Annotated in this window: 21 protein-coding genes; 14 read left to right on the top strand and 7 right to left on the bottom strand. The window is 74.7% G+C overall.

The genetic code is table 11. From position 1 onward, the window contains the following. Positions 1-28 precede the first annotated feature (28 nt). The 7 genes from DMB38_RS35395 (at position 29) to DMB38_RS35365 (ending at position 7,975) form a co-directional block, all read left to right on the top strand. A complete protein-coding gene (locus tag DMB38_RS35395; RefSeq protein WP_125938619.1) occupies positions 29-910 on the top strand; it encodes a maleylpyruvate isomerase family mycothiol-dependent enzyme in 882 nt (293 codons plus the stop codon). A gap of 120 nt (positions 911-1,030) precedes the next feature. After that, the gene (locus DMB38_RS35390) at positions 1,031-1,936 is read left to right on the top strand and encodes a serine hydrolase (protein ID WP_125938618.1); all 906 of its coding nucleotides are present in this window, start codon (positions 1,031-1,033) and stop codon (positions 1,934-1,936) included. A 188-nt stretch (positions 1,937-2,124) separates the two neighbouring features. After that, a complete protein-coding gene (locus DMB38_RS35385) occupies positions 2,125-2,703 on the top strand; it encodes an ATP-binding protein (RefSeq protein ID WP_125938617.1) in 579 nt (192 codons plus the stop codon). A gap of 97 nt (positions 2,704-2,800) precedes the next feature. Beyond that, positions 2,801-4,444, top strand: a complete 1,644-nt coding sequence (locus DMB38_RS35380) for an alkaline phosphatase D family protein (protein WP_125938616.1) — start codon at positions 2,801-2,803, stop codon at positions 4,442-4,444. Positions 4,445-4,616: 172 nt separating this feature from the next. Continuing rightward, positions 4,617-5,987, top strand: coding sequence for an ABC transporter ATP-binding protein (locus DMB38_RS35375; RefSeq protein WP_125938615.1), 1,371 nt, complete (start codon positions 4,617-4,619; stop codon positions 5,985-5,987). Between the two features lie 180 nt (positions 5,988-6,167). Beyond that, positions 6,168-6,362, top strand: coding sequence for a hypothetical protein (locus tag DMB38_RS35370; protein WP_018835487.1), 195 nt, complete (start codon positions 6,168-6,170; stop codon positions 6,360-6,362). A 50-nt stretch (positions 6,363-6,412) separates the two neighbouring features. Further along, complete coding sequence (locus DMB38_RS35365; protein ID WP_125938614.1) at positions 6,413-7,975, top strand: hypothetical protein; 1,563 nt, start codon at positions 6,413-6,415, stop codon at positions 7,973-7,975. A gap of 36 nt (positions 7,976-8,011) precedes the next feature. Here DMB38_RS35365 and DMB38_RS35360 read toward each other — a convergent pair whose 3' ends face one another. After that, positions 8,012-9,523: a PLP-dependent aminotransferase family protein gene (locus DMB38_RS35360; RefSeq protein WP_047019546.1), complete on the bottom strand. Its 1,512-nt coding sequence runs from the start codon at positions 9,521-9,523 to the stop codon at positions 8,012-8,014. Between the two features lie 64 nt (positions 9,524-9,587). On the opposite strand from DMB38_RS35360, the gene DMB38_RS35355 reads away from it, so the two are divergent. Together DMB38_RS35355 and DMB38_RS35350 are read left to right on the top strand one after the other, a co-directional pair. Then, positions 9,588-10,313, top strand: a complete 726-nt coding sequence (locus DMB38_RS35355; protein ID WP_240662644.1) for a hypothetical protein — start codon at positions 9,588-9,590, stop codon at positions 10,311-10,313. A 233-nt stretch (positions 10,314-10,546) separates the two neighbouring features. Continuing rightward, positions 10,547-10,921: an RNA polymerase-binding protein RbpA gene (locus DMB38_RS35350; RefSeq protein ID WP_026276152.1), complete on the top strand. Its 375-nt coding sequence runs from the start codon at positions 10,547-10,549 to the stop codon at positions 10,919-10,921. Positions 10,922-11,110: 189 nt separating this feature from the next. On the opposite strand, the gene fxsA is transcribed toward DMB38_RS35350, so the two are convergent. The 4 genes from fxsA to DMB38_RS35330 form a co-directional block, all read right to left on the bottom strand. After that, positions 11,111-11,740, bottom strand: coding sequence for an FxsA family membrane protein (gene fxsA / locus DMB38_RS35345; RefSeq protein ID WP_125938613.1), 630 nt, complete (start codon positions 11,738-11,740; stop codon positions 11,111-11,113). Between the two features lie 3 nt (positions 11,741-11,743). Beyond that, positions 11,744-12,511 carry a polyprenol monophosphomannose synthase gene (locus DMB38_RS35340; protein WP_125938612.1) on the bottom strand — a complete coding sequence of 256 codons (768 nt, stop codon included), beginning with the start codon at positions 12,509-12,511 and terminating at the stop codon, positions 11,744-11,746. A gap of 630 nt (positions 12,512-13,141) precedes the next feature. Next, positions 13,142-14,827, bottom strand: coding sequence for an amidohydrolase (locus DMB38_RS35335; RefSeq protein ID WP_125938611.1), 1,686 nt, complete (start codon positions 14,825-14,827; stop codon positions 13,142-13,144). Positions 14,828-14,867: 40 nt separating this feature from the next. Further along, entirely contained in the window at positions 14,868-15,308 is a 441-nt protein-coding gene (locus DMB38_RS35330; RefSeq protein WP_018835479.1) for an Lrp/AsnC family transcriptional regulator, read from the bottom strand. 237 nt (positions 15,309-15,545) lie between these two features. Here DMB38_RS35330 and DMB38_RS35325 point away from each other — a divergent pair, with 237 nt between their 5' ends. Continuing rightward, positions 15,546-15,938 carry a hypothetical protein gene (locus DMB38_RS35325; protein ID WP_125938610.1) on the top strand — a complete coding sequence of 131 codons (393 nt, stop codon included), beginning with the start codon at positions 15,546-15,548 and terminating at the stop codon, positions 15,936-15,938. An 86-nt stretch (positions 15,939-16,024) separates the two neighbouring features. Here the strand turns inward: DMB38_RS35325 and DMB38_RS35320 are convergent, their stop codons facing one another. Next, positions 16,025-17,203 (bottom strand): acyl-CoA dehydrogenase family protein, encoded by a 1,179-nt coding sequence (locus DMB38_RS35320; RefSeq protein ID WP_125938609.1) that lies wholly within the window; start codon positions 17,201-17,203, stop codon positions 16,025-16,027. Positions 17,204-17,429: 226 nt separating this feature from the next. Further along, positions 17,430-18,083 (bottom strand): TetR/AcrR family transcriptional regulator, encoded by a 654-nt coding sequence (locus DMB38_RS35315; protein ID WP_125938608.1) that lies wholly within the window; start codon positions 18,081-18,083, stop codon positions 17,430-17,432. A gap of 130 nt (positions 18,084-18,213) precedes the next feature. On the opposite strand from DMB38_RS35315, the gene DMB38_RS35310 reads away from it, so the two are divergent. The 4 genes from DMB38_RS35310 to DMB38_RS35295 all read left to right on the top strand — a co-directional run bounded on the left by DMB38_RS35310 (position 18,214) and on the right by DMB38_RS35295 (position 20,606). After that, positions 18,214-18,954, top strand: coding sequence for an SDR family oxidoreductase (locus DMB38_RS35310; RefSeq protein WP_125938607.1), 741 nt, complete (start codon positions 18,214-18,216; stop codon positions 18,952-18,954). 65 nt (positions 18,955-19,019) lie between these two features. After that, the gene (locus DMB38_RS35305; RefSeq protein ID WP_125938606.1) at positions 19,020-19,337 is read left to right on the top strand and encodes a multidrug efflux SMR transporter; all 318 of its coding nucleotides are present in this window, start codon (positions 19,020-19,022) and stop codon (positions 19,335-19,337) included. A gap of 41 nt (positions 19,338-19,378) precedes the next feature. After that, positions 19,379-19,726, top strand: coding sequence for a hypothetical protein (locus tag DMB38_RS36515; RefSeq protein WP_206337789.1), 348 nt, complete (start codon positions 19,379-19,381; stop codon positions 19,724-19,726). Between the two features lie 88 nt (positions 19,727-19,814). Next, positions 19,815-20,606 carry a carbonic anhydrase gene (locus DMB38_RS35295; RefSeq protein ID WP_125938605.1) on the top strand — a complete coding sequence of 264 codons (792 nt, stop codon included), beginning with the start codon at positions 19,815-19,817 and terminating at the stop codon, positions 20,604-20,606. The last annotated feature ends 111 nt before the right edge of the window (positions 20,607-20,717 follow it).

The raw sequence follows: 20,717 nt of genomic DNA, 5'->3' as shown, positions 1-20,717 counted from the left end.
CACCGCCCGCGGATGGCACGATCCGGCCATGGAACCGCAGGTGAACCCCGCGGAGCCGGACCTCCCCCGGCTCGGCCCGCCCCTCGACGCCCGGCCGCTGTTCGCCCCCGAGCAGCGCGCGCTCATGTCGACGCTGCACGCGCTGCGGCCGGACGACTGGCGGCGCGAGGCGGTCCCCGGCTGGACGGTGCACGACGTGGCCGCGCACCTCCTCGGCGACTTCTACGGCCGCCTCGCCCGCGAGCGCGACGGGCACACCGGCGGCCCGGCACCCGCACCCGGCGAGCCGCTGGAGACGTTCATCCACCGCATCAACCAGGAGTGGGTCGACGCCCACGCCCGGGTCAGCCCCGCGTCGCTCACCGGCGCGCTCGACGCGGCCGGCGCCGGTGTCGCCGCCCACTTCGCGGGCGACGCGCTGCGCGGCCCGTCGCTGGGCGTGTCCTGGGCGGGCGCCGAGCCGGCGCCGCGCTGGCTGGACGTGGCGCGGGACTTCACCGAGTTCTGGACGCACCGGCAGCAGATCCGGCACGCCGCGGGTCTGCCCACCGACCCGGAGGCCGGCCCGCTGGCCGCGGTGCTCGACACCTTCATGCGGGCGCTGCCGCACACCCTGCGCGACACCGCCGCGCCGCCCGGGACCCGGGTCGCGATGGTGGTGCCGGGACCGGCCGGCGGCGCCTGGACGGCGACGGCCACCGGGCCCGGCCCTGCGGGCGGCACCCGCTGGTCGCTGGCCGCACCGCCCGGGGACGGCGAGCCGGACGCGCTGGTGCGGCTGGACGCGGAGACCGCCTGGCGGCTGTGCGTACGGGGCGTGGAGCCCGAGGCGGCGCTCGCCCGCGCCGGGGTCGCCGGTGACCGGGCCCTCGCGGAGGCCGCCTGCCGCATCGTGTCGATCATCCGCTGACCAGCCGCGTACGGGGCATCACGCTGGATCCGGATAAATGCCCCAGGCGCCCACTTTCTCATCGAATGTTCATCTGATTCCCAGTCGTTTCCGCACTCGGGTGGCCTAGCCTCCGGCAGCGTGTCGAGAAATCTCCCCACGCTGCGCTCGGCGGCGGTCGCCGCGGGCACGTTCGCGGTGATCGCCGCCACCGCGTCGTCCTCCGCCCCCCTCGTGGGGGACGGCGCGGAGGCCGCGGGCACGTCCCGCACGCGCTACGTCCAGTACGCGCCGGCGACCGGGAAGGCTCCGGCCCCCGCTCCCCCGGCGGACAAGGCCGTGACGGAGGCGCTCAAGGCGCTGCCGAAGCCGGCCGGGGCGTACGACCTCGCGGTGGCGGACCTCGACTCGGGCGCCCGGGCCGCGTACGCCTCGGGCAAGGGCTCTTTCGACACCGCGAGCATCGTCAAGGTCGACATCCTCGCCGCCCTGCTGCTCCAGGCCCAGGACGACGGCGGCACGCTGACCGGCGCGCAGAAGAAGCTGGCCGCGGAGATGATACGCAGCAGCGACAACGACGCCACCGACGCGCTCTGGTCGGACATCGGCGGCGGCTCCGGCCTCGCGGACGCCAACCGCCGCCTCGGCCTCACCGAGACCGAGCCCGGCGACGGCGGCACCTGGGGGCTGACGCAGACCACCGCGTCCGACCAGCTCGCGCTCCTCGAAGCGGTGTACGGCGACGGCCGCTCGCCGCTGAACGGCGACTCCCGCCACTACGTCGAGAAGCTGATGGCCTCGGTGGTCGACGACCAGCGCTGGGGCGTGTCCGCGGCGGCGGACGACGCCGGGGAGGCGGCGCTGAAGAACGGCTGGCTGCCGCGCTCGGCGACCGGGCTGTGGGACATCAACAGCATCGGCCGCGTCGAACACCGCGGCCACACCATGCTCGTCGCCGTCCTCTCCGACGGGCACGACTCCCACAAGGCGGGGGTCGACGCCGTGGAGACCTACACGACGACGGCGGCGAACGCGCTGCGTGACTGACCGGGCGCCGGACGCGTCCCCCGGTCCACCCCGCCGGGACCGGTGCGGCCCGTATGCCCGACTTGCCGGGGGACGTGCACCTGTCCTTGCGGATGAAAGTGCATCTGTACTTGCATCCGGAGGTCCATATCACTCACCATTGAACAACCAGCACGTTCCAAGGCGACAGCATCGATCGGGGAATCGGCATGGCGGCAGCTTTCGGCGAGCGGGCCGGGGCATCGGCGTTCGCTGCCTGCGCCCTCGATGCCCACCCGCGGTCGATAGCCGAAGCCCGGCGCACGGTCCGCGCGACGCTGCGTGACTGGGATCTCGCCGAGCTGACCGACAGCGTCGAGTGCGTCGTCTCCGAGCTGGTGACCAACGCCGTACGCCACGGTGTGCCCGGCTGCCCGCCGTTGCCCGTCGCCGAGCCGCAGCCGGTGACCCTCACCCTCGTCCGCCGCGGCGGCGAGGTCGTCTGCGCGGTCTTCGACCCGGGCGAGGGCGTGCCGGCGCCCTGCGAGGCCGACGAGGTCGCCGAGTCCGGGCGGGGGCTGCAGATAGTGGCGACGCTCAGCGACGCGTGGGGATGGAGTGCCCCGGGGCCGTTCGGCAAGGCCGTGTGGTCCCGGTTCACCGCGCCCGCCGGGACCGGCGGCCCGGCGGACGTGGGCGCCGGCGGGGACTGCGACCGGGACCGCGAGTGGCAGTCCTTCGCCCGCTGCCTGGCCCTGCTGGAGTCGCTCGTGCCCGGGCGCGCCGACCCCGCCCCGGCCGTCGCCTGACCGCCTCCGGTACGAACCGGTGCGCCCCACGGAACCTCCCGGCGGGTCCGCGCGTTCCCCCGCAGTGGCGCCCGGCCACCGGGACGAGGAGGCGACGATGGCGGAACTGCGGCTCGGGCCGCTGCTGCGGTACGCCGACGACACCCGCGCCACCGTCTGGGTGGAGACCGGCGGCCCGTGCGAGGCGCAGGTCCGCTGCGCGGACGGCGCCGGCGGCAGCTCCCGCACCTGGCAGGTCGGCGGCCACCACTACGCGCTGATCACCGTGACCGGGCTGACGCCGGGCGTCCCCACCCCGTACCGCGTGCTCCTCGACGGCCACGAGGTCTGGCCGCTGCCCGGCGCCCCGGCGAGCACCATCCGGACCCCGCGCCCCGGCGCCGCGCTGCGCGTCGCGTTCGGCTCCTGCCGCTGGGCCGCCAAGCCCGGCGGCGGCCACGACCCCGTCGGGCCCGACGCCCTCGACACCCTGTCGCGCCGGCTGGACACGGACCCGGACGCCGAGCGGCCCGACATCCTGCTCCTCCTCGGCGACCAGGTGTACGCGGACGAGACCTCCGCCGCCACCCGCGAGTACCTCGCGGGACGCCGCGACCCCGGCGTGCCGCCGGGCGACCAGATCGCGGACTACGAGGAGTACACCCACCTCTACGACGAGTCCTGGCTCGACCCCGAGGTGCGCCGGCTGCTGGCCTCCGTGCCCTCCTGCATGATCTTCGACGACCACGACGTGATCGACGACTGGAACACCTCCGCCTCCTGGCTGGCGGAGATCCGCGCCGAGCCCTGGTGGCGCGAGCGGATCCTCGGCGGGCTGATGTCGTACTGGGTCTACCAGCACCTCGGGAACCTCTCCCCCGACGAGCTGGCGGCCGACCCGCTCTACGCGGCCGTGCGCGAGGCCGCCGACGGCACGGAGCCGCTGCGGGAGTTCGCCGAGCGCGCCGATGCCGACCCGGCCGCCGTCCGCTGGAGCTACCGCCGCGACCTCGGGCGCACCCGGCTGCTGATGGTCGACTCGCGCGCCGCGCGGGTGCTGGAGGAGAAGAGCCGCGCGCTGGTCGACCCGGACGAGATGGACTGGGTGCGGCGGCAGGTGCTGGCCGACCCGGGCGCGTACGACCACCTCCTGATCGGTACGTCGCTGCCGTGGCTGCTGCCGCCCGCGGTGCACGACGCCGAGGGGTGGAACGCGGCGCTGTGCGCCGGTGAGCGGGGTGCGCGCTGGGCGCGGCTGGGCGAGAAGCTGCGGCGGCGCGCGGACCTGGAGCACTGGGCGGCGTTCCCGCGGTCCTTCACCGACCTGGCGGACCTCATCGCCGAGGTCGGCCGTGACGACCGCGCGCCGGCCTCGGTGCTCGTCCTCTCCGGCGACGTCCACCACGCCTACGTGGCCGAGCCGCGGTGGCCGGAGGCGGCCGGTCCCGGCGGCGCGCGGCCGGTGGTCGCGCAGCTCACCTGCTCGCCGATGCACAACAGCGTCCCCGCCCCCATCAGGGCCGGCTTCCGCTTCGGCTGGAGCCGCGCGGGACGGCTCCTCGGCCGGGTCCTGGCCCGGCACGGCCGGCTCGCCGCCCCGCCGATCGAGTGGCGCAAGACGGGCGGCCCGTGGTTCGGCAACCAGTTGATGACCCTCACCCTCGGCGGCCGCGAGACCGCCCGGCTGCGGCTGGAGCAGGCCCGCGAGGAGGACGGCCGCGGCACCCGGCTCGTCTTGGCGGACGAGCGGGATCTGCTCTGACCGCCCCCGTACGGGCGGCCGCGGGCCCGTTCCGGCGGATTCGCCTGCCGGCCCGCGTATCGCGCTGCGCAAGGCGTTCCCAGCCCGGGTGAACTTCGCTATCTTTCGGGGCCCGTAATCCAACTGTGCACCTCTACCGCATCCTTGTCGCCGAAATACGGAACAAAACACCATGTCACGTGCGATATCACTGGACGGCGTCACCAAGGTCTACGAGCGCGGCATCAGGGCCGTCGACCGGTTCTCGCTCGATATCGAGCCCGGCGAGTTCGTCGTCCTGCTCGGCCCCTCCGGATGCGGCAAGTCCACGGTGCTGCGCATGATCGCAGGACTGGAGTCCGTCACCGAGGGGCAGTTGCTGCTCGACGGCGAGGACGCCGCCGAACTGGCGCCCGGGCAGCGCGGGATGGCGATGGTGTTCCAGAACTTCGCGCTCTACCCGCGGATGACCAACCGCGACAACATCGGCTTCCCGCTGAAGCTGGAGGCCCGCGGCGACGTCGGCCCGCGGGTGGACGCCACCGCCCGGCTGCTCGGCATCGAGGACCTGCTCGACCGCTACCCCGCGCAGCTCTCCGGCGGCGAGCGGCAGCGCGTCGCGATCGGCCGGGCGATCTCGCGGGAGCCCACCGCGTTCCTCATGGACGAGCCGCTGTCCAACATCGACGCCAAGCTGCGCAACCACCTGCGTGCGGAAGTCGCCCGGCTCAACCGCGAGTTGGCGGTCACCACGGTCTACGTGACGCACGACCAGGCCGAGGCGATGTCGCTGGGCGACCGGATCGCCGTGATGCGCGACGGCGTGCTCCAGCAGGTGGGCTCGCCGCGGGAGGCGTACGCGCTGCCGAAGAACATCTTCGTCGCCGCGTTCATCGGCACCCCGCGGATCAACCTCCTCGAAGCCGTCGTGCACGCCCCGCTGCCCGGCCGCATGACGATCGACCTCGGCCGGCAGAGCCTGGTGCTGCCCGAACCCCTCTCCCCCGACCACCAGATGCTCCGCATCCAGCAGGGCCGGCCGGTGATCGTCGGCCTGCGCTCCGAGGCGGTGCGCATCGCCCGGCCGTCGCTGGCGCGTGCCGGCGAGTGCGCGATGAGCGGCATCGTGGAGCACGTGGAGTACCTGGGCCACGAGGCGCTGCTGCATCTGAACACCGGCTCGCGCGCGGCCCTCGTACCGGCGCTCGAAGGCCCGCGTACGGACACGGCGCCCGGCGGCCACCGCAAGAACAAGGAGGGCACCGTCCTCGGGCGGCTGCGCGACAGGGCGGTGGCCCATCTCCACGCCCGCGGCCAGGACGACCGGGGCGAGGGGGCGGTGGGCGTGCTGGAGGAGCCCCGGGTGCCCGCCGCGCCGCCGCAGAGCGCCGAGCGCGCCGCGATCGCCGGGGGCGACCTCGTCGTACGGACCGGGCCCGACGTCCAGGTCCGGGCAGGCACGCATGTGCCGCTGCTGATCGACCTGGAACACCTGTACGTCTTCGACCAGCAGGGCCGCCGCGTCTGCCCCGCGCCCGCGCACCAGCCGCGGCTGGACGAGTGACGCGGCCCGCGCGGGAGGGCGCGGCCCGCCGCCGCAGCACGGCCGGCGCGGGGCGGCGACCGCTCCCCGGCCACTCGGGTGAGCGCGGGGCAAATCACCCAATTGCCGCTTTTCTTCGGTAAATCTCACTGCCAGGCTGGCAAACGACCTCTGACGGCTCCGTCGCCCCTGGAGATTTCCGTGATTCTGTCGATCTCAGGCGTTGTCCTGCTGGGAGTGATCGTCTTCCTGTTCTTCCGCAAGGACGGGCTGAAGCCGTCACATGCCATCGTCTGCGCCCTCTTCGGGTTCTACTTGGCGGGCACCGCGATCGCGCCCAGCATCAAGGCCGGCGGCCAGAGCCTGGCCAGCCTCCTGGGCGGCATCAAGCTCTAGGGCGCCCCCGCCGGCGTCCCGCCCCCATCCAGGACTCGGAGACCCGACGCATGCGACGACCGTTGGCCCGGCCGCCCGGCCGCGAGACGCCCCCGGCGGCCCGCGGCCGCGAGGCGGCCAGGAGGGCGGCGGACGGCGCCGCGGACGTGCTGCGTCCCGTGGTGGTCGTGACCCGCGGCACGGGCCGGCTCGCGGCCGCCGCCCGGCGGCGCTGGAGCGCGACCCCGAAGGAGCGGCGCGGGCCGGCGGCCTTCCTCGCCGGCGCCTGCCTGCTGCTGGTGTACCTCATGCCGTACGGGCCGCTCGCCGCCGCCGTGGCGCTGCTGGCTGCGGCGGTGTGGGCCGGCCGCGACCGGGGCGGGAAGGACCCGGCGGCGGACGCGGACGCGGCGGCCCGGCGGCAGGAGCGGCTCGCGGCGCTGTACGAGGCGCTGGTGCCGTACTTCTCCTCCCCCGACGACCCGCACCCCCTCTACGCCCACGAGGGCGACATGGAGCAGGTCTTCGGCGACGCCGAGTTCGACGGCGACGACCGGCTGACCGCGCTGCGGCTGCGCTACCCGCCGTACTTCCGCGACGGCGAGCCCGAGTCCCGGGCGCGCATCGAGCAACTGCTGTACGCCAAGTGCGGACGCGGGCGCGAGTACCTCTTCGACTGGCACGAGGACGACAACCGCCTCGACCTCGCCGTCCTCGACCCGCTGCCCACCGACATCGGCGCGCAGCGCTACGTCACGGCGCACGGCGAGTCGGTGCTCGGCTTCACCGACGCCGAGGGCGTGCGGCGGACGCTGCCGGTGCGCACGGAGGCCGGCGACCGGGACGAGCCGCCGGTGCTGTGGCGTACCGGACCGCGCTCCACCGAGCCCCATCTGCTCGCCCTCGGCCAGCCCGGCACCGGCACGACGACGCTGCTGCGGTCGCTGGCGCTCCAGGCGCTGCCGCACGGCGAGGTGCTGGTGGTCGACGGCGGCTGCGCGGGCGAGTTCGCCTTCCTGGCGGACCGTCCCGGGGTGCTCGGGGTGGAGTCCACGGTGGCCGGCGCGCTGGCGCTGCTGCGCTGGGCGGCGGAGGAGACGGAACGCCGGCTGCAGCGCCCGGCCGCCGCCGTCGGCGACGCGGCGGACGGGGGCCGGGCGGCGGGGCCGCGGCCGTTGTGGATCGTCGTGGACCGGCCCGCGGCGCTGAGCCATCTGGCCGCCGCGGCCGGGCGGGAGGATCCGCAGGCGCTGCTGGAGGTGCCGCTGCGGCACGGCCGGGCGGCGAACGTCACGGTGGTGGTGGCGGACCAGTTCGACTGCGCCGCCTCCCTGGGTCCCGCGGTACGGGACCACACCCGCGCCCGCGTCGTGCTGGGCCCCGCCTCGGCGGCGCAGGTCGCCTCCGTCCTCGGCGCCCCGCCGCACACCACGCCGGTGTACGAGGTCCCGCCGGGGCGGGGCTACGTACGCCTCGGCCAGGGTGAGGTGCACCGGCTGCAGGTACCCGCGACGCCCGACCCGCACCACCGCGAGACGCCGGAGACGCTGCGCCGTGCGGTGCTGGAGCTGCTGCCGGAACCGCCGGCCGACGGCTCCGCGGCCGGCACGGCGGCGGCGCGGACAGGCGGCTGACGCCGGCGGGCGGACGGCCCCGGCCGGCACGGCCGGTCAGGCGATGAACGCCCCCGCCGGCTCCGCCGCCACGGGCCCGCCGCCCTCCGACACGGCGCGGGCCGCCGCCGCGAGCCGGCCGACCGCCTCCTCCGCGACGGCCCCGGTGACGGTGAACGGCAGCCGCACGTACCCCTCGAAGGCACCGCCGACCCCGAACCGCGGGCCCGACGGTATCCGTACGCCCACCCGCTCGCCCGCCTCGGCGATGCGCGAGCCGGACAGACCGCCCGTGCGCACCCACAGGGTCAGCCCGCCGTGCGGCACCGTGTACTCCCAGTCGGGCAGGTGGCGCCGCAGGGCGGCGACGATCGCGTCGCGGTTGGCGCGGGCCTGGGAGCGGCGCAGGCCGGTGGCCGCGGCCCAGCCGCCGCCCTCCAGCAGCCAGGTGGTGGCCAGTTGCTCCACCACGGGCGAGCCGAGGTCGGCGTACGCGCGGGCGGAGACCAGGCTGCGGATCACCTCGGGCGCGGCGCGCACCCAGCCGATGCGCAGGCCCGCCCAGAACGCCTTGCTGGCCGAGCCGACGGTGACGACGGTGGAGCCCGCCGGGTCGTACGCGGCGACGGGACGGGGGCGTTCGCCGGTGTCGTCCAGGCGCAGTTCGCTCATCGTCTCGTCGGCGACGACGACGGTGCCGGCGCGGCGGGCGGCGTCGACGAGCGCGCGGCGCTGGTCGTCGTCGGCCAGGGCGCCGGTGGGGTTGTGGTAGTCGGGGATGACGTACGCCAGCCGCGGGGCGGCGTCGCGGAGGGTCTGCCGCCAGGTCTCGACGTCCCAGCCGGTCAGGCCCTCGCCCATGGCCACGGGGACGAGCCGGGCGCCGTCCTCGCGCATGAGCTGCAGGATGTTGGCGTAGCTCGGCGAGTCCACCGCGATGCGCTCGCCGCGGCCGGCGAAGAGCCGGCACAGGGCGATCATCGCGCCCATCGCGCCGGTCGTGATCATGATCTGCTCGGGCATGGTCGGCACCCCGCGGGCGGTGTACCGCTCGGCGATGGCCGCGCGCAGGCCCGGCAGCCCGGCGGGGTAGTCGCCGTGGGTGTGGGCGTAGAGCGGGAGTTGCTCCAGGGCGCCGTGCATCGCGCGGGTGAGCCAGGGCTCGGGGGCGGGCAGCGCGGCGCAGCCGAGGTCGATCATCGAGCCGGTGGCGTCCGGCGGCAGCGGCTCCAGGCCGCGGGTGGGCAGCGGGTGCCCGGCCGGCACGGAGGTCCAGCTTCCGGCGCCGCGGCGGGATTCGAGGAAACCGGCCGCGCGCAGGTGTTCGTACGCCGCGGCGATGGTGGTGCGGCTGACGCCGAGGGCGGCGGCCAGCTCGCGCTCGGCGGGCAGCCGGGTGGCCACAGGGATGCGTCCTTCGAGCACCAGCAGGCGCACGCCGTCGGCAAGGGCGCGGTACGCGGGCACGCGGCGGCCCGGCCGGTCGAGGGCCACGGCGCCCGCGCTCTCCTGCGACCGCAGCAGGCGCGCGAGCTGAACAGCACCGACGGCCGACGTCCATTCCGCCATGAAGACCAGGCCACCTTTCCCCGATTGGCCATATCACCTGCACAAGCCCAGTCCACATAGTGGCATGCAGCCATCCAACAGGACCAGAGGGGAGCCAGTCTTGTCGCGCTGGAGGGGATCTCGTACGGCCCGCAGGCTCGTGCATCTGTACGTCGGCCTGGCGCTGTACGGGCTGAGTTGCGCGCTGATGGTGCGCGCCGGGATCGGGCTCGATCCGTGGGACACCTTCCACCAGGGGCTCGGCAGGCAGACCGGGTGGACGATGGGCGTCGCGACGATCGTGGTGGGCGCCGCGGTGCTGCTGCTGTGGATACCGATCCGGCAGCGCCCGGGGCTCGGCACGGTGTCGAACGTGGTGGTGATCGGCGTCGCCATGGACGCCTCGCTCGCGCTGCTGCCCGACGTGCACGGCCTGGCCCTGCAGATCCCGCAGATGCTCGGCGGCGTCGCCCTCAACGGCGTGGCCACCGGCCTGTACATCTCCGCCCGCTACGGCCCCGGCCCGCGCGACGGCCTCATGACCGGGCTGCACCGGCGCACCGGGCTCTCCGTCCGGCTGGTCCGCACCCTGATCGAGATCACCGTGCTGGCCTCGGGCTGGGCGCTCGGCGGCGCGGTGGGCGCCGGCACCGTCGTCTACGCCCTCGCGATCGGCCCGCTGGCCCAGTACTTCCTGCGCTTCTTCGCGATCCCGGAACCGGCACCGGCCGGGCCCGAGGAGGTCCTGCGGGGCGGAGCGCGACGCGACACCCGCGAGGTGAATTATGTGCCTCCTGGCGCGGAGCGGTAGTGTACGCCTCCGGCTCGGCAGGCGGACCGTTACAGCATGCAGTGAGATGAAATCAGTCGGTGACATCTCCGTCACACGTGACAAAGCGGACGCCTGTGGGTAGAAGCAATGGGGCGGCACGACGGGCGACGCATGTCCCGGAACGGGAATCTTCATCGCCGACCGGACGTTGACCGGATGACGACGACAGCGACACCTGTCCTGTGGGCGACAAGCCCGGGAGGCAACGATTCATGAGTGAGCGAGCTCTTCGCGGCACGCGACTCGTGGTGACCAGCTACGAGACGGACCGCGGCATCGACCTGGCCCCGCGCCAGGCGGTGGAGTACGCATGCCAGAACGGCCATCGGTTCGAGATGCCGTTCTCGGTCGAGGCGGAGATCCCGCCGGAGTGGGAGTGCAAGACGTGCGGCGCCCAGGCGCTGCTCGTCGACGGCGAGGGACCGGAGGAGAAGAAGGTCAAGCCCGCCCGGACGCACTGGGACATGCTCATGGAGCGGCGCACCCGCGACGAGCTGGAAGAGGTCCTGGCCGAGCGGCTCGCGGTACTGCGCTCAGGCGCGATGAACATCGCCGTACATCCGCGCGACAGCCGCAAGTCGGCCTGAGGCGCGGCGCCGCTTCCGGAACAACGGCATCGGCAAGGGCCCGTCCCGCAGTGGGACGGGCCCTTCCGGGTGCCCGAAAACGGTGGCGGGCGCACGGTGGCCTCCGGGACCGTTCGCCGTGCGGGCGGCCGGGTCGGGGGTGACGGGACGGACCCGGCCGCCCGCGCGGCGAGGACCGGGGGCCGGGGCTCAGCGCTCCGGCGGCCGGTCCTCGTCCTCGTCCCGTAGCACCTCGCCCTGGACGACCTTGCCGTCCGGGCGGTGGATGCGCGCCTGCGTATACGCCTGGCCCAGGTCGCTCCCGGAGGCCGAGCGCTCGATCGCGCGGGTCAGGCTCCTGCGCACCAGCGCGCGTACCGGCGGCAGCAGCAGGAGCAGCCCCGCCGCGTCCGTGACCAGGCCCGGGACCATCAGCAGGAGCCCGGCGAGCATCGTCAGCCCGTTGCCCGAGCCGCGTGCGCGGTCCGGCTCCGGCGCCTCCCCGCGCTGTTGCCGCTGAAGCTGCTCGGCGAGCGAGCGCCAGGCCCGCCGGCCCGCCCGCTTGATGACGACCGAGCCCAGGATGAGCCCGCCCACCAGCACCGCGAAGACGCCCAGGACACCGATCCGGGAGCCGAGCATGATCAGCAGCCACAGCTCCAGCAGCGCCCAGGCGGCGACGCCCAGCGGGGCCAGGGTGCGGGCGAGCGAGCGGCGCCTGCGCGGCGGGCGGCCGCGGCCGTCACCGGGCCCGCGGCGGCGGCCCCGGCCGCCGGGGCCCGCCCCCCGGTCGTCGGAGCCTGCCGGGTCCTCGTACGGCTGCGGAATGCGATCGCTCATGACTCAAGTGTGCCTGCGGCCGAGAATCCGCCCCAGCCGGGACCGTACGCCCCAGGCGGGCACCCGCCAGGCCGCCTCGGCGAAGATGTCCTTGCTCATCTTGGAGTCGCCGCGCTCGCGCTCGACGAAGGTGATCGGGACCTCCACGACGTGGTAGCCGCCGTCGGCCACCCGCCGGGCCAGATCCACCTGGAAGCAGTACCCCTGCGAGGCGATGTTCGCCAGCCCGATGCCCTCCAGGGTCTCCCGGCGGAACGCGCGGTAGCCCCCGGTGACGTCCCGGATGCGCAGCCCGAGCCAGAGCCGCGAGTAGGCGCTGCCGCCGCGGGAGATGAACTCCCGGGACTTGGGCCAGTTGACGACCCGGCCGCCGGGCACCCACCGGGAACCGAGCACCATGTCGGCGCCCTTGAGCGCGGTGAGCAGCCGGGGCAGTTCCTCCGGCCGGTGCGAGCCGTCGGCGTCCATCTCCACCAGCACGCCGTAGTCCCGCTCCAGGCCCCAGCCGAAGCCGGCCAGGTACGCCGCGCCCAGGCCCTCCTTGCCCGCCCGGTGCAGCACGTGGACGTGCGCGTCGTCGGCGCTCAGCTCGTCGGCGAGCTTCCCGGTGCCGTCCGGGCTGTTGTCGTCGACGACCAGGACGTCGGCGTCCGGCACCGCGGCCCGCACCCTGGAGACGATCGACTCGAGGTTCAGGGCCTCGTTGTACGTGGGGATGATCACCAGGATCCCGCCCAGCGGGCCGTAGCGCCCCTGAACCCCGTCTGTCACTGCCGTCCCTTCCGCAATTCCCGTTCGAGCCGTCCACGCGCGCACACGGCCGCGCGGGACGGACGCCCACCATAGCCAGAGTCCGGCGGAGTCCGGCACCGAGGCGGTGCGCAACGGTACCGCGGGACGGTCCGGGGAGATGACCGGGACGGCCGCGGAGCCGCGGAGGAAGGGGAATCGGGAGCGGCGGCCGGTGGTTCGCGGGGCCGTGCCCGCCCGGCCGTCGCCGCTGCGGATCGGGCCCGGCGCCCTTCGGTCCGACCTGGGACCCGCTGGCTGCGGATCGACCGAGGGCCGTTGTCTACTGAGCGTCCGGGCCCCACCCGGGGTCACACCAGCCCGACGGATGCCATCCTCCCTCGCCCCCGTGCCGGAGTCCTGGACCTGGCTGCCTGCGATGGGGCGCCGGTGCGGCACACCATCCGTGGCCCAGAGCGTTCCACGACTGCGCGGAGGTGATCCAGCCGGACGTCCTGTGGTGGACTCGGCCGAAACTACCCGCCGTTGCCCGTTGCGTGTCAACAGCCGTGTCACCTGTGGCGTTTTGCCGAAGCGGCTGGTCAGTCCCGAAATCAGGCCGTGGTCCCACGCCCGGGACGGCCTTCGTTCGGCCTATCGAAGATCGTTAACTCACCCGATCGGCCCCGGGTGGACGGTGTTTCCGGCCACGACGGTGCGCAGGCACACGGGCAGTTCCGCGCCGGGCGTGAGGTCGGGCAGGCCCGGGGTGCCGGAGCGCGGATCGGTCGACCAGTTCGCGACCCGCTCGTCGGGCACCTGTACGACGAGGTCGCCGGCCGCCCAGACGGCGTAGTCCGCGGGCGCGCCGGGCACGAGCACCCCGGCGTCGTCGCGGCCGACGGCCCGCCAGCCGCCGCGGGTGTGGGCGGTGAAGGCGGCGCGGGCGGAGATGCGGTGCTCGGGCGTGTGGTGGAACGCGGCGGCCTGGACGGTGCGCCAGGGGTCGAGCGGGGTCACCGGGGCGTCGGAGCCGAGGGCGAGCGGCACACCGGCGCGCAGGAGCGCCGCGTACGGGTTGAGGGCCCGCGCCCGCTCCGCTCCCAGCCGGCGGGCGTACATGCCCTCCTCGCCGCCCCAGGCGGCGTCGAACGCCGGCTGCACGGACGCCGTGAGTGCCAGCTCCGCGAACCCGGCGACGGTCTCGGCGGTGAGCATCTCCGCGTGCTCCACGCGGTGCCGCAGCGCACGTACGCGGTCCAGGCCGACCCGCTCGGCCGCGGTCCGTACGCCGGCGACCACGGCGGCCACGGCGGCGTCCCCGATGGCGTGGAACCCCGCCTGGAGCCCCGCCTCGGTGCAGGCGGCGACGTGGGCGGCGACGGCGGCGGCGTCCAGGTAGCCGTTCCCGCGGTGCCCGGGGCGGTCGGCGTACGGGTGCGTCAGGTGGGCGGTACGGGAGCCGAGGGAGCCGTCGGCGCAGAAGTCGCCGGCCGCGCCGAAGGCGCCGAGTTCGCGGAGGCGCCGGGCGTCCGCGGGGCCGGTGACGGCCTCGCCCCAGTAGCCGGTCACCCGTGGCCCCGGCCGCTCGGCGGCGAGCGCGAGCAGCGCCGCGAAGTCGTCCTCGCCGCTGATGTCGGGGCCCGCGCACTCGTGCACGGAGCCGATGCCGACGGCCGCGGCCCGGTCGAGCGCGGCGCCTTGCGCGGCGGCGCGCTGTGCGGGCGACATGGCGGCGTACGCGGCGCGGCGTACGGCGTGGTGGGCGTCGCGGGTCAGCGGCGCGTCGGCGGCGTAGCCGTCGCGGCCGGCGACGCCGGGCACCAGGTCGAGCAGGGCGGTGCTGACGGCGGCGGAGTGGACGTCGACGCGGGTGAGGTAGAGCGGGCGGCCGCCGGCGGCCTCGTCGAGTTCCGCGCGGGTCGGGGGGCGGCCCTCGGGCCAGCCGGTCTCGTCGTATCCCTGGCCGATGAGCACCCGGTCCGCGGGACGTTCGGCGGCGTGCGCGCGGATCCGGGCCAGCGCGTCGGCCAGCCCGGTGGCGCCGGAGAGGTCGAGCCCGGTCAGCGCCAGCCCGGTGGCGGTCAGATGCACGTGCGCGTCGGTGAACGCCGGGGTGACGAGGGCGCCTTCGAGGTGGACGACCTCGTCCGCGGCGCCGGCGAAGCCGTCCGCCGCGCCCTCGGAGCCGACCCAGGCGACGCGGTCGCCCTCGACGACCATGGCGGTGGCGAACGGGTCGGCCGGGCTGTGGACGGTGCCGCCGCGCAGCAGCACGGTGCGGCGGGCGGAACCGGCGCGGGAGGGCGCGGAGTTCGCGGCTTCCGCGGGTCGGGCGGCGGGGCTGTCGGCGGTCACGGCTGCGGTGCCTCGGATTCGGATCGGGGGCGCCGCGCCGTCAGATGCGCGGCGGCCTGGCTTCGTACGGCGTGGAGAGCACGACGGTCGTGCGGGTGGAGACGCCGGCGAGCGAGCGGATGCGGGCGAGCAGGTCCTCCAGCTCCGCCGGGGCGGCGACGCGCACCTTGAGGATGTAGTTCTCCTCCCCCGCCACGCTGTGGCACGCCTCGATCTCGGGGACTTCGGCGAGCCGGTCCGCGATGTCGTCGGGGGCGCTGGGGTCGAAGGGCTTGACCGAGATGAACGCGGTCATCGGCAGGCCGATGGCCTCCGGGTCGACGATGGCGCCGTAGCCGCGGATCACGCCGCGCTGCTCCAGCCGCCGCACCCGCTGGTGCACGGCGGAGGTGGACAGGCCGGTGGCCTTGCCCAGGTCCGTATAGCTCATCCGCCCGTCTCTGACGAGCAGCTCCACGATGTGCCTGTCCAACTCCTCCACAACGCATCAACCTACTTCGTTTGCCGCGGTCAGGTACATCCGGGGCCGCCGGGCGGCCGGGGAGGGCGCCTTCGGGGGCGCACGGGGCGCACACGGCGGCGTGTGACGAAGGCCACAGTCCATCGGGGAGCGAGGGGGACCCTGCGGACGATTATTCGGATGACAGCGAGGGAAATCCTTGCTGTGGTCGAGACCACCACGTGACCGTCCAGGTGGCCCAACCTGAGGGGGAGCAGCATGCGCCGTTCCGAGCATGTCGAGCTCGTCGATCCCGACGCCGTCGACGACGAGGAGGGCGGCAGTTACGCCGAGACCTCGCTGATCTTCCGGGTGCTCTGCCCGGACTGCGTCCAGCCCATCGCCCTGCTGGAGGGCGAGGACGTGCTTCCCGAGCACGCCCGCGTCACCCCGGCGAACCCGTTCGGCCTGACCGTGTGCACCGGCTCCGGCAGCCCGCTGTCGGCCGCCGTGCCCGAGGACGCGCGGCTGGACGCGCGCGCCGAGGACACGGCCGTACTGCTCACGCTCCCCGAGGGCCTCGACTGGCGCCGCCAGCCCTTCTCGCACGTCGGCGGCACGGGGCACGAGCCGGTGCGGCGGCGGCTGCCGGGGATGCGCCGGCGCAAGTAACGCCCGCGCACCGCCCCGCGGCTCCCGGCCGGCCCCGGCACCGCCCGCCGCTTCCGACGCGCTACGGACCGGCTCGCCGCACCCGGTTATCCCCGGTCCGTCTCGGCACCCAGCAGGTGCCGCGCGACGACCACGCGCTGGATCTGGTTGGTGCCCTCCACGATCTGCAGCACCTTCGCCTCGCGCATGTAGCGCTCCGCGGGGAAGTCCGCCGTGTAGCCGTAGCCGCCGAGCACCTGCACGGCGTCGGTCGTCACCCGCATCGCCGCGTCCGTGCAGAACAGCTTGGCCATCGCGGCGTCCTGCGCGAAGGGCAGGCCGGCGTCGCGCCGCCGCGCGGCGGCGAGGTACATCGCGCGCCCGGCCGCGATCTGCGTCGCCATGTCGGCGAGGAGGAAGCGCAGCCCCTGGAAGTCGGCGACGGGCCGGCCGAACTGCTGCCGCTCCAGCGCGTATCCGTGCGCCGTGTCGAGCGCCCCCTGCGCCACCCCGATCGCGCACGCCGCGATCCCGAGCCGGCCGGAGTCGAGGGCGTCGAGCGCGATGGCGAAGCCCTGCCCCTCCTCGCCGATGCGGCGCGCGTCGGGGATCCGTACCCCGTCGAAGTGCAGCAGGCCGGTGGGCGAGCCCTTCATGCCCATCTTCTTCTCCGGCGGCGCGGCCGTCAGGCCGGGGGCGTCGCCGGGCACGAGGAAGGCCGTGATGCCGCCGGCGCCGGGGCCGCCGCTGCGGGCGAGGACGGTGTAGAAGTCGGCGACCCCGGCGTGGGTGATCCACGCCTTGGTGCCGTCCAGGGTCCAGGTGTCGCCGTCGCGTACGGCCCGAGTGGTCAGGGCGGCCGCGTCGGAGCCGGAGGCGGGCTCGGAGAGGCAGTAGGCGCCGAGCAGGCCGCCGCCGAGGATGGCCGGAAGGAACTCCTTGCGCTGCTCCTCGGTGCCGTAGCCGGCGACCGCGTGGGTGGCGAGGGTGTGCACGGAGGTGCCGAGGCCGACGGTGAGCCGGGCTGCGGCGAACTCCTCCAGCACCTGCAGGTAGACCGTGTACGGCTGCTCCCCGCCGCCGTACTCCGCCGCGTAGGGCAGCGCGAGCAGTCCCGACTCCGACAGGGTGGTGAACAACTCCCGGGGGAAGCGGCCCGCTTCCTCTTCTTCTGCGGCCACGGGAGCGATCTCCCGCCGGACCAGCTCGCGGACGAGGGCCAGCAGGTCGCGTGACTCCTCGGTGGGCAGCTCGCGTTCTACGGGCAGCGGACCACGTACGGCCATGCGGTGCACTCCTCTTCGCCGGGCGCGCGTACGGCGCTGTCGACGGCGGCCCCGGCCGGGATGTGGCGGCGCCGCCCGTTGTGTTCGTGCAGCCCGATGCTGCCCCGCCGGATTGCGGCGGGCCGGCATGTAAGGCTGCGGTGAAGGGGAGTATGCCCGATCGGCGGTACGCCGGGACAGACGGGGTACGTACCGAACCGGCCACTGATCGGGGCGGGTTCCGAGGTCAGGGGGCGGCGGCACCGCCGTCGGCCGCGAGGCCCGCGAGCAGGTCGTCGTAGCCGGCCTTGACGCGGGCGACGCTCATGCCGCCGGTGCGGCGCTGGTAGCCGTAGAGGTTGGCGGCCAGCGGGGCGAGCAGGGCGTCGGCGAGCCAGCGCACGTCGGCCTCCGGCCGGATCAGGCCGAGGAGCAGCGCGAGGTGCTGCCGGTACAGCTCGTACGAGCCCTCGGTGAACCGGGCGTCGGCGGAGTCCATCTCGGCCACGAGCAGCAGCCCGAGCTGGTCCTCGGTGCGGTCGACGAGGGCGTGCAGGAAGGCGCGGATGCGCTCCGGCGCGCCCGCGCCGGGACCGAGCGGCGGCGGGCCCTGGAGGAACGCGGCCTGGAACTGCACCTCGCGGTCGTCGATGACCGCGTACGCCAGCCCCGCCCGGTCGCCGAAGCGGCGGTAGACGGTGCCGACGCCGACCCCCGCGGCCTTGGCCACCTCGTCCATGGACAGCGCCTCGGGGCCGCGCTCGGCGACCATCGCGGCGGCGGCGGCGAGGATCCTGCGGCGGTTCTGCGCGGCGTCCGCGCGTTCCGCAGGCGGCCCGCCGGCCAGGGGCAGCTCGGCGCCGGCCGGGCGCCGCCGGCTGGCCACGTCGTCGTGTGTCACCTGCGCTCCTTCCTCTCCGGAGGATAGCGAACAGGAGACTTCTCCGGTTCTCGCTGGCATCCGGAGAGTTCTCCGGTTACTCTTCGAAGGTGTCAACCGGAGAGCTCTCCGGATACCGAAGGGAACGGACATGACGCAGCTTGCGGGCCGGACGGCCCTGGTCACCGGCGGCAGCCGCGGCATCGGCGCCGCGATCGCGCGGCGGCTGGCCGAGGAGGGCGCCGACGTGGCGCTCACGTACCACCGCTCGCCCGAACGGGCCGCGGAGGTCGTACGCGCCGTGGAGAAGACCGGCCGCCGGGGACTGGCCATCGCGGCCGACGCCGCGGACCCCGACGCCGTCGTCGCCGCGGTCGACCGCGCCGCCGCCGAACTCGGCCGGCTGGACGTGCTGGTGAACAATGCGGGCATCGCGCCGTACGGGCCGCTGGCCGAGGTGCGCCGCGAGGACGTGGACGCGGTGCTCGCCATCCACGTCCGCGCGGTCTTCCTCGCCTCCCAGGCGGCCGCCCGCCACCTCGGCCCCGGCGGCCGGATCATCAGCATCGGCAGCAGCTTCGCCGAGCGGGTGCCGATACCGGGCTGGACCCTCTACGCCGCCAGCAAGTCCGCGCTGACGGGGCTCACCCGCGGGCTCGCCCGCGACCTGGGCCCGCAGGGCATCGCCGTCACCGTCGTCCACCCCGGCGACACCGACACCGAGATGAACCCCGCCGACTCCCCCGACGCCGACGCCGCCCGCGCCCTCAGTGCGCTGGGCCGCTACGGCAGCCCCGAGGACGTCGCCGCCGCCGTGGCGCACCTCGCGGGTCCCGGTGGCGCGCAGATCACCGGTGCGGCGATCGCCGTCGACGGCGGCTTCGCCGCGTAGCGCGGCCGCCCGCCGTCCCGCACACCCCTCCGCGTACCACCCGAACGACCGACCCGGGAGACACCGTGCCCTGGATATTCCTGCTGATCGCCGCCGGCCTCGAACTCGTCTGGGCCGGCGCCCTGAAGCAGTCCGACGGCCTCACCCGCCTCTGGCCCTCGACGATCGGTCTGGTGATGGCCATGGCGAGCGTCGTCGTGCTGACGATGGCGCTGCGCAGCCTGCCCGTCGGCACGGCGTACGCCGTGTGGGTCGGGCTCGGCTCGCTGGGGGTGGCCGCCGTGGGCATCCTCGCGCTGGGCGAGAGCGCGTCACCGGCCCGGCTGGCGTGCCTGGGGCTGATCCTCGCCGGCGTGATCGGGCTGAAGTTCGTCGAGGGCTGACCGTGCGGAACCCCGCGGGCACACCGGGAGTTGCCCCCTACATGGGTGACGTCGTGCCGTATCTGGCCGTGGGCGGCTGCCTCCTCGCGGTGATGGGCTTCCTCACCTGGCTCAAGAGGGTCGTACGCCGCCGCGGGCTCGCCGGCTCGGCGATGCGGGGCGCGCTCGCCGCGTACGAGGAGGCGATGCGCGTCACCGCGCACGACTCCCACCACGAGGTCCGCGCGGCGGCGGAGCGCCAGGCGCCGGCCGGGGCGTCCGGCGATCCGCGCCGGCGCCTCCGGTTCCGGCGCTGGACGCCCGCCGCCGCGCGCATTTCAGGTCCAGACCTTTCCGGACAGTGGATCGATCACGCCCACGCCACATGCGCCCAGCGCGGGAACCGATGACGACCCCTGAATGCATTCAATATCGATCAATTTCCTGACCAATTTGGTCACTTATGCAGCATCAGGCGGAGATTTACCGTCAACCCTTATGAACCACAAGGGAAACAAGAGGCAAATAGATGCCCAACACACGGAAAAGAGTGCTATAGGCACGGGGCGCCGCTCCTTACTCCGCGCGGCCCTCGCCGGCGGCGCCGCCGTCGGGACCGGGATCGGCCTGGGCACGGGAGCCGCGACCGCGACACCACGTGCTCCGCACCCGCCGGGCACACGCAACTGGCCCTGGCCGCCGCTGACTCCCGCGCAGGCGGAGACGAAGCTGTGGGACGGCAACGCGGCCTGGAAGATCCAGGGACAGGCCAACCCCCGCCAGTACGAAACCGAACGCACGCAGTTGGTCGCGAACCAGACGCCGTGGGCGATGATCGTGAGCTGCATCGACTCCCGCGTCCCGCCGGAGCTCATCTTCGACCAGGGGCTGGGCGACCTCTTCGTGGCCCGTACGGCGGGGCAGGTGCTCGACGGGGCCGTCTACGGCAGCGCCCTGTACGGGGTCCAGGAGAAGGACATTCCGCTCATCGTCGTGCTGGGCCACCAGAAGTGCGGCGCCGTGAGGCTCGCCATGCACGTCGTGGACGGCGACCCGCTGCCCCCGGACACCTCGCCCCGGCTGCTGTGGCTGGCCGAGAAGATCAGGCCCTCCATCGACCCCGACAAGAACTCGCCGGACCGGGAGAACCGGGCCATCAACGCGAACGTCCGCCGCATCCGGGACGAGATCCTGCTCGAGCAGCCGGTGGCCGACAAGGTGGCCCAGGGCCGGCTCCGGGTGATCGGGGCCCGCTACGAACTCGACACCTGGGGCGTCACCAAGCTCTGACCCGGAACGGGTACCGGGGCAAGGGCCCGATCGCGGATTTCCCTGGATTCTCCCTGGATTCTCCCCGCACGCACCGGCCGTCCTCGGCGGGGCCCCTCCGCAGAGCTGCGG

The sequence above is a fragment of the Streptomyces sp. WAC 06738 genome (assembly GCF_003945505.1).
In the GTDB taxonomy this organism is placed as follows: domain Bacteria; phylum Actinomycetota; class Actinomycetes; order Streptomycetales; family Streptomycetaceae; genus Streptomyces.
The sequence above is the reverse complement of the archived record's forward strand: the minus strand, read 5'-3'. Positions and strand labels throughout refer to the sequence as shown.